The following is an 11,552-nucleotide window of genomic DNA, read 5'->3' on the forward strand; positions in this document are numbered from 1 at the left end:
CTGGACCAATGCAGACTGCCTGATCGGCCAGCTGGACCGCAAGTGATTCTTTATCTGCCGTAGAATATACAACAACTGTTTCAATTCCCAACTCTTTACAGGCACGAATGATTCGAACAGCTATCTCTCCACGATTGGCAATCAATAAACGGCGAATCATTCAAGTTCTCCTAATACGACAAGTACTTGTCCGTATTCCACCATAGAACTATCTTCCACACAGATTTCTTTTACGATACCTTCTTGATCTGACTGAATTTCATTCATTGTTTTCATTGCTTCTACCATACATACGACATCTCCCTTATGCACAATGTCTCCTACACTGACATATGGTTTATCTTTAGGTGATTTAGCACGATAAAATGTTCCTACCAAAGGAGAAGTAATTTCAATCTTGTTTTCATCCTCTATTGGTTTTGGTTCTACTTGTGTATGCACGATCTGTGAAACAGGAATACTTTGTGCTGGACCTGTTGGTTTTTCCAAACGAATCTTTAGATTGCCTTCTTCAAGTTCCATATGTGAAAGATTACTTGCTTCAAAGATTTCGATAATTTCTTTGACTTGCTTAGTTTCCATACCCATCACTCCTCTTATTGAAAATGAGCCAAGATCTCTTAGCTCACTGTGTTCGACGATTTACTTCTTTTTTGCTTCGATGATATCGATTACGTCTTGAACTGTTTCCAGTTTCGCAAGCTCTTCATCTTCGATACGAATATCAAATTCGTTTTCTAATTCCAATGCCAACTCAACAGCTGCCAAAGAATCGATTCCTAGATCATCATTCAATTTAGCTTCTGGTTTAATTTCTTCTTCATCTACATTGATTGCATCGATCAATACTTTTTTGATATCTTCAAACATAATTTTTCCTCCTATTTACTTTGACATTCAAAACATTTAACGAGTGTATTATAATTACTTTGAAACTCAAAGTAAATAGTTTGATAGTCAAAATTTATATTTTTTTACAAGAAATTAAAAAAAATCTGCCCAAACGGACAGATTTATGCACCTTTTTTCTGATCTGAATACATATCACTAAAGTATTCTAATATATTTTCAAGTGTGGCATTCAAGACTTCATTTTCTTCTAAACCAAGATCTCCAATTGCCTTATTGATCATATTTTCATGAAATTCATCATGAATCTTTAAGACCTCAAGCGCTTTAGGCGTATTTCTTAAGCGAACAATGCGACGATCATTTTCATCTCGATATCGTTCAACATATCCTTTCTTTTCTAAACGAGATATATTGGTCGTTAGAGTTCCTGATGTGACCATCAGTGTTCTAGCTAAATGACTCATCGTATTGGAGCTGGCCTTTTCAATACGTTCAAGAATATGAACCTCATTGATCGATAGCTCTACTCCTTTTTGTTTCAAGTTGTTTGCCTCAATATATAAAATATAGTTAAAGAGGTAAACCAAAAGTTCATTTAACGTATGTCGAGTCTTCTGTTTTTTTTCGTTTTTATTACTTATTTCACCCTGTGTCATTGTTTACAAAATACATTGTTTTCTACAATAAGTCAAGAAAAGCCCTCGAAAAAGTTATGACAATTATCTTAATTAGTAATCTTTCTCAAAATCTTCTCACAAAATAAAAAACTCCTTTATATAAAGGAGAAACTAACTTATGGCGAAGATGGTGGGATTCGAACCCACGCGCCCTTGCAGACCTATCGCATTTCGAGTGCGACCTCTTGGACCTCTTGAGTACATCTTCATTTTTGTCCTCTTTGAAATTACGCCAGATCAATAAAAAAATCAAGAGTTCTTTTGTAATTCTTGATGTTTTCTTTCTATTATATTTAAATCATGTATAATAATTGAGGCGTAATTTTTTAGGAGGCAATTATGATCTTAGAACAAATTGATAAAGAACTATTAGCTATGGCAGAAGAATCTGATTCTGTTTTAAAAGATATTTACCAAAACATTGATGATATATGTCTACATAATTCAAATCGAATCTTATCCGCATTTATTGAAAATCAAGTATCTTACTCTGATTTTGCGGATATTAACGGTTATGGAAACTATGATGAAGGACGCGACAAGATTGAAAAGATCTTCGCAAGTGTATTAGGGTGTGAAGATGCATTGGTTCGCCCTCAGATCATGAGCGGAACAAACGCAATCTATTTAACACTCTCAGCTCTTTTAAAACATGGAGATACTATGATTTCAATTTCTGGAGCACCTTATGACTCATTACAGGAAATGATTGGCATCATTGGTGAATCTACACAATCTTTAAAAGCTTATGGAGTTAAGTATGAACAAATTGATTTAGTAAATGATGATTTTGATGATGACAAGATCATTGAACGTTTGAAACAAGGAAATGTAAAATTGATCGAAATACAACGTTCTAGAGGTTACTCTCATCGTTTATCTTTAACTATCGCAAAGCTTGAAAGAATCATCAAAAAAATTAAAGAAGTAGCTCCAGAAGTCATCATTATGGTTGATAACTGTTATGGGGAATTGGTTGAAAAACTAGAACCTGGACATATTGGTGCAGATGTTGTCGTTGGATCTTTGATGAAAAACTTAGGTGGAGGAATTGCCTCAACAGGTGGATATGTTGCAGGAAATGCCGACTTGATCCATATGGTTGCCGAAAGATTGACCGCACCTGGTATTGGAAAAGATCTAGGGGCAAACTTTAATTTAAACAACTCATTCTTTAAGGGAATCTTCATGGCACCAAGTGCTGTAAAAAGTGCTTTAAAAACGGCTGTTTTTACGGCATACATGTTAGAGAAGCTTGGATATAAAAATGTATCTCCTGCCTATAACGAAGAAAGAACCGATATCATTCAAACTTTAGAACTTGGCACAAAAGAAAACCTTGTAAATTTCACACAAGGCATTCAGGCAACAAGTCCAATTGATTCCTTTGTTCGTGTCTTACCAGCTCCAATGCCTGGTTATCCATTTGATGAAGTTATGGCAGCAGGAAGTTTTACACAGGGAAGTACGATCGAATTAAGTGCTGATGCTCCAGTGGTTGAGCCTTATACATTATATATGCAGGGTGGACTAAGCTTAGAATATGGAAAGCTATCTATCCTACTTGCACTAACAAATATGAATAAATAAAGAAAAGCTGTTAGAAAATTTCTAACAGCTTCCTTTTTGTCCTCCATCAATTCGTATAACGGTATTATTAATAAAATCAGCTTCGTCACTAATTAAAAATTTAACCAGATACGCAACTTCTTTAGGATCACCATAGCGATTGACCATGATTTTTTCTACTTCTTCTTTTAAAAATTCTTCATCATAGCCATCTAATTCATTTTCGGTTCCAATAAATCCAGGAGCGATGCAGTTTACATTTACATACGGTGCAAACTCAAAAGCCAGATTATGTGTTAGTGATATCAAGGCAGCTTTAGATGCATCATAATCAATGCACATTGGATAATACGTATTGATTCCATTGGTAGAAGAGATATTGATAATTCTTCCGTATTCTTTCTCTAACATATGTCTATAAACTCTTTTAGCACAGTTAAAGGCTCCTACTACATTTACATCCAAGGTCCTTTTAAATTCTTCGGATGTTTTTAAATGGAATAAATTGGAAAGATCAATTGCGGCATTGTTGACCAGGATATCAACACCGCCTAATTTTTCTTCAATTTCGCTGACCATCTGATCCACTTGATTTACATCCGATACATCCGCACAAATTGTTAAACATCGAACCGAATATGTATTTATGATTTCTTCTTTTAGTTTTGCGGCCGCTTCATGAGAAGTCAAATAATTGATCACAATATCATAATGGTTTTTAGCCAGTTCCAAGGCAATAGCTTTTCCGATACCTTGAGCTCCTCCAGTAATAAGCACAACTTTATTCATAGGTAAAAAAGAAAGAGCTTATTAAGCTCTTCCTGCATACTTTCCATCTGTTGAGAATACAACGATTTTTTCTCCTGGTTCAATAAACTGAGGAACTCTTAATGATAAACCAGTTTCTGTTACTGCATCTTTTGTCTGGTTAGATGGTGCCCCTTTGATAGCAGCATCTGTTTCTGTAATCGTTAATTCTACTTTTTCCGGTACTGAAACAGACAATAATAATCCTTCAAAGAACATCAATTGAACTTCTGCACCTTCAACGATGAAGTATTTATTGAAGCCTACCTGATCTTCTGTCAATTCATATGTATCATATGTTTCCATATCCATGAAATAATAAGTTGAGTCAGCCTGATAAGAATATTGAGCTGCTTTTTTAGAGATATTTGCCTGTTCGAATTTAGTAGAGGCATTGAAGTTTCTTTCCTGTGTATTGCCTGTTTTTAAATTCTTCATCTTTGTTTTTAAGATTGCAGCTCCCTTACCTGGTTTTACATGCTGGAAATCCAATACCTGCCATGGATCTCCGTCAACAATTAAAGTTAATCCTGTTCTAAAATCACCTGCTGAAATTGCCATAATTATCGCTCCTATACTTTCTATTTATTACATATTTAATTGTATCAGTTTTATCAGATATCCTCAAGATTTTATCAGAATATCGATAAGCGCTCTTCTTCTTTATGAGACTTGATATAATTGCTCCATTTAATGTAACCGTATGTTGTATTGGTAAAATATCCAAGTTTCAAGATCAATAAGACATACTGTCCAGAAATGATATTGATCACAGCTTCTAATGCAGCACAGATATACCATGCGATCCACTGTTCCCTGAATCTAAAGAAGATAAACAATCCGTTCGCTATACCAACTGCAGAAGCACATGCATCAATATATATGATAGCTGTTTCTAACATTTCATTATTATAGAAATCTGTTGCGATATCCAAGCCACTGATCAAATATCCGATCACAAACGTCCATAAAATAATACCTATAATGACAAGGACTTCCTGCCATCCTTTTAAGCGTCTTACAACGGTTAATTCATCTTCATTTTCATCTTTATGTCTAGACCAATTGATAAAACTGATAATGTCGATTGGCAACCAGAAGAATAATGTTGTTGCCATGGTCGCAAAGCGATACATTAATACGACACACATGGCTATCTCGACAATTTCGACCAGTACCGAGACTAAGAAATTGTATCTTGATTGTTTTGATATCAACAATTCACAAAGAATATTTAAGAATGTATCCAATAGATACAACAACATGATAATGATACCATTAACCCCATTGGCACTCTCTTCTGGGAATAATACAGAGAAAATAGTGGCCAAAACCATGATAGACATAAACCATGACTTTTCATATGTCGTAAATTGTCTTGAGAACAACATCATTATCAATAAAGACAACACCAAGATCAAAGAGGCATTCGCAAAGTTAAAAATCGGCATTGTCTGGTTTGCCATGATTTCCTGATATTCCTGTTGAGCCTGAGCTTGACTTACATCTTGATGATCAAAATATAGTTTCGTTCCATCACTTGTTTTAAATTCATAACCTGTGATCGTTTTTGCGTCAAGATTTTCATATTCTTCATATGTGTAAGTTACGACTAGTTCTTTATCACCAGCACGATATGTAACATCGCACATTGCGTTTTCTTCACCGTCATAATCTTCCATTTCAAAGTCACGTGTCATTTCCATGCTTTGAACAAAAGAAATAGTGCCCACATCTGAATTGATCTTGGTAAAACCAACTCCGTATGAAATGATTGACCCTAGTATCAATAAAACTAAGATTACAATTTCAGCTATTCTTAGTTTTTTATTAGGTTCAATGTTTTTTTGAAAAAACTTAACCATAGAATAATTTCTCCCTTCATAATATTCTCTTTCCTTAAAATGCGTGGATATTATAATAAATTTCCTTCATTTTGTAAATTTGAACCGAGTCGATTCCAAACCATCCTATATTCTTTTTCACCAGTATTTTTATCAACATCCTCATATTGAACACAAAAACCTTCTCTTTGATAAAAGAGAATCGCATTAAGATTTTTCTGATATACATTTAATGATAGATGTTCTTTTTTAGCTTTTACATGATTTAATAATGCTTTTCCAATCCCTCTTTTTTGATATTGATCTAGAACAAAGATTCCTTCGATATGTTCTTTATCAAGACCTATAAAACCCATAATTTCTTTTTCTATTTCATACACATAAACTTCTGCCTGTAAGAATATATCTTTGATTATTTCATAATGCTCTTTCCAATAATTAGACGCGATAAAACCATGTGCTTTGATATTTGTTTCCAACCATATCTTAGCCACTGTATCGACATCTTTTTCTTCTAATACTCGAATCACAATAGGACCTCCAATTTTTTTATCGGTCTTTATTATACGTTACGTTTATAATGAATCATAGATAAACTATGTCTTAAAAAAGCAAAAAAGGACCTTCGTCCTTTCTTACTTGAGTTTTCTTCTACATAAATTTGTCTTTTTACACTTTGGACATCTTAGATATCGCTTAGTAAATGTATGATATCCTTTAACATACTCATGAATGGTAGGCATAAATCGATGATGACATGATGGGCATTCGTAATAGCCTGTTTTTGAATCTGTCAGAATGATTGAGATAATGCTTAAAATAATAATGATCAATGCGATACTGATCAAAAAGATTCGAATAATTGTATTTAAATTTAAAAAAGAAGCCATCATGATCAAAGAAACTGATGCGATAATAGTTGTTACGATCGATACAATTGTTTGAAATAATCGTTTTCTATTTGCTTCGTTTTCCTTTAATAAAGAAAGCATATTATCTTCTGCTTTTTCTTGATAATTTATTATCGATAACTTTTCTCCAGATAACAGCTCATTTACACTTATATCTAGAGCTTCACATAAAGGCAACATTAACGATACCTCAGGCAACCCATTTCCTGTTTCCCATTTAGAAATTGTCTTATCACTGATTCCTAAAATATCCGCCAACTCCCTTTGTGTCATGTGTTTCAATTTTCTATTTGTCGAAATAAACTTACCAACCTTTAGCTGATCCATGTTTCTTCCTCCTTATATACATATACAGAATACTGGATAATTTAATTCTATAGAACCCACGGACCGTAGAGTTTCATATATTATGATATTTTATTGTTCATTTATCTCTTTATGTCTATACATTTAGAAAATGAATTGCGGAAATTCGGTTTTTTGGCATAAAAAGTTTTGCGGAAATTCGGTTTTATTCAAAAAATCCATTAATGACACCAGCTAACCTCTCAGGCACTTCTTCATTTAAAACATGTCCTGCTCCTTCAACAATAATTAGTTTTGCGCTTTTTATATGCTCTTTAAGATAGTAAGCTGATTTTAGATTTGTCTTATCTTTTTGTCCACATACAACACATGTTTCATTTTTTAATTTTGATACCCTGTTAGTAAAATCCAGATCTTTCATTGATTTTCCTAAAGCCAGGGTATCTTTTTTATTGAATGCCATATCTTTAAAAAGAGAAGAGGGTAAAAATCTTAAAACTATATTCTGTATCGTAAAAGCCAGTTTAGGTACCTTATGCGGTGTTGCGATCAACATTAATTTTTGTACTCTTTCTGGATTCTCCAGTGCATATTCCAATGCCAAAATTCCTCCTAAAGAAAGGCCTACAATATTGATCTTCTCTTCAAATTGATCGCAATATGATTTAAATGCTCCATATAGGTTTTTATATGTAGCCGACTTCCCTTTTAAAATATCTCTTAAATCTGGTGTTAAGCACTCATTTTTATATTCAATTTCAGAAAGCACTTTATCCCAACTGTTAGATCGCTGTCCTGAGCCGTGAACAAATATCGTTTTCATGATTTGTTTTTCTTAAATACATTTGCGATTGCCAGAACACCCGGAAATAAAACCGCCGCAATGACCCAAACGATCCATCCTTCCTGCCAGTTTCGTGTAGGCAATGTAATTGCCAGATAGATAGCTGTAACAGATAACCAATAAACCGTTGTGATGACTCCAATGATCGGACTCTTTTCCTTCTTTTCTTTTGTATAGTCGCCTTCCTGTAACAGCTTGGCAAAACTTTCCCAAATAATACCAACACGAATAAGCAAAATAACGCCTATACCTACAATAAATAAAGCTAAACATAACAATGAAACCATCAAGATCAAATTGTTTTCTTCAAACATAACACCAGTAAAAAACGGAACCATGGCCAGGATACATAAAGAAACACCAATGATGTTATTCTTAGTATATGTATTTTGAAATTTCTCTTTTCGTTCTTTGACCATGCTAATGACACCATACTCTGTATCAAAAATTTCACCTTCTAAATATTCATATCGAGCTGTTTTTGAATGACTGTAAATAAAGATAGCCACTGCAATCGCAACAAGAATGATCAACACGATCAATCCCACAGCACCTGCCACATTTTCACTGATGCCAAAAGATCTTGTTTCACTTAATGCCCCTAACATCAAAAGACAGATAGGTGAAATAATGCATAAGAAGACACCATTGGCCACCATCTTTGAAGTTTCTATCTTCACTTCAATAAAACGATTAGCTTCTTCCAATGTTACTCGTCTACTAGAATCATTTTCTTCACTAATAGTGACATCTGCATCTTCGATTTCATCTTTCAGTAAATAATCGGTACTCACTCCAAACAACTTGGATAAGCGAACAATCTTATCTAAATCTGGAACTGATTGTGCGCCTTCCCATTTAGATACAGATTGACGAGAAACATTCATCTGCGAAGCTAATTCTTCTTGAGACCATCCAGCCTTCTTTCGCAATCGAATTAATTTATCAGCAAATATCATATTATGTCCTCCTTGTGTTTCAACTTTCGTTCTGATTTTAACATTCAGCACGATTGCCCACCATAAATCAAGGCTTTCAATGTGTCAACTGGCGGTTGCAACTGCAAGTTTATACACAAATTACGTAGTTTTACTCAATAATTAATCAAGATATGAATCAATAATATTCATCCAACTCTTCCATGGCATCATCAACACCTTTTCGATATTCGCTATCTTCCTGATAACGATCAAGATCGTATTCTTCATCTTCTACAATAGTATTAATGCCTTCATTAATAGCTATTCGCTTAGAATAATCAGAGTACTTCTCCTCAATTTTATTACTCATTTTCACCATAATACAATATGATTTTTGGATTTTTCTATTCCTAAACGTATAAGTATATGAAGGAGATTTTTATAATATAAACAAATACACAATTGATGATCCTTAATATGCAGTTGCCGCAGGCTTCAGTGACACAGTTGATCATGTTGATGATACCGGTACGAGCCACATGTCCTGGGAGAACGGATCAAGCCTTGGATTGATTGCCGTAGAAGACCGTTTCAAGATCATTGAAAAATCTGAACGTAATAAATCGAAAGATCAGGACCACATCAAAACTTTGGAAATGAAAGAAAAAAAACAAGTTATCCGATTAACCTAAGAAACTCTATAATCCCTAAGAAATTGAATGCAACGTCTAATTGAATCGTCCTTAAAAAATCGAAACAAAATGATCATGTCTAAAATTGTAACAAGCTCCGAATAATGTCCACACCATTATTCGAATAACTTAGGGAGACTCCCTAAAACCTCTTAATCATGATAAAATATCTTTGCTTACTTGGAGGTGAATCTCATGAACTCTGCTATTACCGATATAATCAGCGAAAGTTCCATGCATGAATTCAAAAGTGAACTAAATTTATCAAAGCCAAAAAGCTGGTTAAAGACTGTTAGCGCTTTTTCAAACAGCCCGCTTGGAGGCGTGATTTTGGTTGGTGTAGATAATAACGGTCATGTAACAGGTGTTGATAATATTCAAAAGATTAGCGAAAAATTCAGCGAAACAGTGCTGGCAAAAATTGATCCCATGCCAAATTATCGCTTAGAGCCAAAATCAATCAACGATAAGATTATTCTGATCATTCATGTATTCCCGGGGCAAAACACCCCTTATTACTATGTGGAGTCAGGTACAAGAATAGCTTATGTATGCATGGGAGAAGAGTCAATACCAGCTACATCTCATGCTTTAAATAACCTTATTTTAAAAGGAATGAACAAGTCTTTTGATAGCCTCGTTACAACTGAGAAAAAAGAAAATCACACATTCTTGCATCTAAAGAAAACACTTCTTTCGAGAGCACAAAAAAATCTCACAGATGAAATGCTTGTGTCTTACGGATTAATCACACAAGACGGTTTTTTAACAAATGCTGGAATACTTTTTTCTGATTAATGCAATCTTCTACAGTCAAGAGTATTTGCAACTCGTTGGAACGGAACAGACAAAACAACTAGTAAAGATGAGGCATTTGACTCAAAAGAATTTAACGGAAACATTCTGTATTTATTAGAGGAATCTGAAAGATTTGTGAATCTACATAATCGAAAAGCATGGCATAAAGAAACAAATTATCGAGTCGATAAAGAGGCATTCAACACTGATGCCATACATGAAATATTGGTTAATGCCTTAATTCATCGTGATTATTCAATCATTGGTTCTGAGGTTCATATTGATATGTTTGACGATCGTTTAGAAGTATATAATCCTGGCGGTATGTTTAATGGGATGCTTCTAGAAAATAGCGATCCCTATCATATTGAATCTTCTCGTCGCAACCCGATTATTGCAGATGTGTTTGACAAATGTAATTTAATGGAACGCGAAGGATCTGGCCTTAAAAAAATCATGAATCTTTATAAAGATAATCCTCCAATTTTCTATACAGCGAACAATTCATTTGTCATAACTTTAAGGAGCGAATTAATAGTCCATGATGTTGATATTCCAAATATTAGTGAATTTGATCTTTCAGTTTCTGAACAAAGAGTAATAAATTATCTATTATCTAATCACATAGAATCTTTTAGAGTAACTGATTTGTTAGAACCGTTAAATTTAAAGAAAACTCAGACATATACTCTGGTCAACAAATTATTAAATAAAGGACTGATTAATAAAGTTAAACATGGAAAATATTGTTTGGATTTATATGAAGAGAATCATCATAACTAGATATTTCTGCTTTTTATATCTAAAAACCGGAATTTTATCTAAAAAAGTCCGGAAAACCGGAATTTTAGGCGGAAAAACCGGAATTTTAACTAGAAAATCGGAAAACATCTTACACATTCAACAAACCAATATTCTGAATCGATATAAAAAACTCGATCTTCTCTTTATCGATGAATGTATTCTAATTCAGACTAGTGATATTACACAGCAGTATATCCCGGAAATCGTTGAGAGAAGATACCGAAAAAAGGAACGGTATGCTGTTCTCAGTTTACAACAGATTCCTTGCATCAGCGACTGGGCGAAGAGCACTGGCTGATGCGATCCCGAATCGAATTCTTTCAAAATTGAAGACGATCTAGATCCACAGGGATCGATCCATGAGAAATCAAAAAAAGAATATCTTAATGAAAGAATATTCTTCTGTAAAAGCTGCTATGAATGAACTTTACAAAATTAAAAAGAATTAGTGCGATAAACTTATAGGCATAGTATTTTATAAGAATTATCTTTAATTTTGCTTACTGCTTCTTGTGGATCACAATCTTT

At 33.9% G+C, this 11,552-nt stretch carries 15 protein-coding genes, 1 tRNA gene and 1 pseudogene; 4 read left to right on the top strand and 13 right to left on the bottom strand.

Going from position 1 to position 11,552, the window contains the following annotated elements; all coding sequences use genetic code 11:
* From HMPREF0367_RS10195 to HMPREF0367_RS03580, 5 genes are all read right to left on the bottom strand, one after another.
* Window positions 1-160: biotin carboxylase N-terminal domain-containing protein (locus HMPREF0367_RS10195; RefSeq protein WP_282705533.1), on the bottom strand; the 160-nt coding region annotated here is incomplete at its 3' end.
* On the bottom strand, window positions 157-582 hold the full coding sequence (locus HMPREF0367_RS03565) for an acetyl-CoA carboxylase biotin carboxyl carrier protein (protein ID WP_035401276.1): 426 nt from the start codon (window positions 580-582) through the stop codon (window positions 157-159). The genes HMPREF0367_RS03565 and HMPREF0367_RS10195, both read right to left, overlap by 4 nt.
* 60 nt (window positions 583-642) lie before the next feature.
* On the bottom strand, window positions 643-870 hold the full coding sequence (locus HMPREF0367_RS03570; protein WP_015535194.1) for an acyl carrier protein: 228 nt from the start codon (window positions 868-870) through the stop codon (window positions 643-645).
* A gap of 143 nt (window positions 871-1,013) precedes the next feature.
* Entirely contained in the window at window positions 1,014-1,394 is a 381-nt protein-coding gene (locus HMPREF0367_RS03575; protein ID WP_229027164.1) for a MarR family winged helix-turn-helix transcriptional regulator, read from the bottom strand.
* A 254-nt stretch (window positions 1,395-1,648) separates the two neighbouring features.
* Window positions 1,649-1,737: transfer RNA gene (locus HMPREF0367_RS03580), tRNA-Ser, on the bottom strand.
* 131 nt (window positions 1,738-1,868) lie between these two features.
* Between HMPREF0367_RS03580 and HMPREF0367_RS03585 the strand changes: the two genes are divergently transcribed.
* A complete protein-coding gene (locus HMPREF0367_RS03585) occupies window positions 1,869-3,119 on the top strand; it encodes a methionine gamma-lyase family protein (protein WP_035401262.1) in 1,251 nt (416 codons plus the stop codon).
* A 21-nt stretch (window positions 3,120-3,140) separates the two neighbouring features.
* Here HMPREF0367_RS03585 and HMPREF0367_RS03590 read toward each other — a convergent pair whose 3' ends face one another.
* The 8 genes from HMPREF0367_RS03590 to HMPREF0367_RS10390 all read right to left on the bottom strand — a co-directional run bounded on the left by HMPREF0367_RS03590 (window position 3,141) and on the right by HMPREF0367_RS10390 (window position 9,100).
* The gene (locus HMPREF0367_RS03590; RefSeq protein WP_022356700.1) at window positions 3,141-3,887 is read right to left on the bottom strand and encodes an SDR family NAD(P)-dependent oxidoreductase; all 747 of its coding nucleotides are present in this window, start codon (window positions 3,885-3,887) and stop codon (window positions 3,141-3,143) included.
* A 21-nt stretch (window positions 3,888-3,908) separates the two neighbouring features.
* Window positions 3,909-4,466: an elongation factor P gene (gene efp / locus HMPREF0367_RS03595; RefSeq protein WP_015535197.1), complete on the bottom strand. Its 558-nt coding sequence runs from the start codon at window positions 4,464-4,466 to the stop codon at window positions 3,909-3,911.
* 74 nt (window positions 4,467-4,540) lie between these two features.
* Complete coding sequence (gene pnuC, locus HMPREF0367_RS03600; RefSeq protein ID WP_035401265.1) at window positions 4,541-5,770, bottom strand: nicotinamide riboside transporter PnuC; 1,230 nt, start codon at window positions 5,768-5,770, stop codon at window positions 4,541-4,543.
* A 50-nt stretch (window positions 5,771-5,820) separates the two neighbouring features.
* The gene (locus HMPREF0367_RS03605; RefSeq protein WP_051335156.1) at window positions 5,821-6,279 is read right to left on the bottom strand and encodes an N-acetyltransferase; all 459 of its coding nucleotides are present in this window, start codon (window positions 6,277-6,279) and stop codon (window positions 5,821-5,823) included.
* Window positions 6,280-6,384: 105 nt separating this feature from the next.
* Window positions 6,385-6,987, bottom strand: coding sequence for a helix-turn-helix domain-containing protein (locus HMPREF0367_RS03610; RefSeq protein ID WP_035401266.1), 603 nt, complete (start codon window positions 6,985-6,987; stop codon window positions 6,385-6,387).
* A gap of 184 nt (window positions 6,988-7,171) precedes the next feature.
* Window positions 7,172-7,789, bottom strand: a complete 618-nt coding sequence (locus tag HMPREF0367_RS03615; RefSeq protein WP_035401269.1) for an alpha/beta fold hydrolase — start codon at window positions 7,787-7,789, stop codon at window positions 7,172-7,174.
* Window positions 7,786-8,769, bottom strand: coding sequence for a helix-turn-helix domain-containing protein (locus HMPREF0367_RS03620; protein WP_035401271.1), 984 nt, complete (start codon window positions 8,767-8,769; stop codon window positions 7,786-7,788). The genes HMPREF0367_RS03615 and HMPREF0367_RS03620 overlap by 4 nt, the downstream gene beginning before the upstream one ends.
* A 157-nt stretch (window positions 8,770-8,926) precedes the next feature.
* Window positions 8,927-9,100 (bottom strand): hypothetical protein, encoded by a 174-nt coding sequence (locus tag HMPREF0367_RS10390; protein WP_154654087.1) that lies wholly within the window; start codon window positions 9,098-9,100, stop codon window positions 8,927-8,929.
* Window positions 9,101-9,227: 127 nt separating this feature from the next.
* Here HMPREF0367_RS10390 and HMPREF0367_RS10200 point away from each other — a divergent pair.
* The 3 genes and pseudogenes from HMPREF0367_RS10200 to HMPREF0367_RS09985 form a co-directional block, all read left to right on the top strand.
* Window positions 9,228-9,422: pseudogene (locus HMPREF0367_RS10200) on the top strand (DUF4314 domain-containing protein); the annotation flags it as partial.
* Window positions 9,423-9,617: 195 nt separating this feature from the next.
* Entirely contained in the window at window positions 9,618-10,220 is a 603-nt protein-coding gene (locus tag HMPREF0367_RS09980; protein WP_051335157.1) for an AlbA family DNA-binding domain-containing protein, read from the top strand.
* A 135-nt stretch (window positions 10,221-10,355) separates the two neighbouring features.
* Window positions 10,356-11,003 carry an ATP-binding protein gene (locus tag HMPREF0367_RS09985; protein ID WP_051335158.1) on the top strand — a complete coding sequence of 216 codons (648 nt, stop codon included), beginning with the start codon at window positions 10,356-10,358 and terminating at the stop codon, window positions 11,001-11,003.
* Window positions 11,004-11,552: the final 549 nt, after the last annotated feature.

The organism is Faecalitalea cylindroides ATCC 27803, from assembly GCF_000469305.1.
Classification (GTDB): domain Bacteria; phylum Bacillota_I; class Bacilli_A; order Erysipelotrichales; family Erysipelotrichaceae; genus Faecalitalea; species Faecalitalea cylindroides.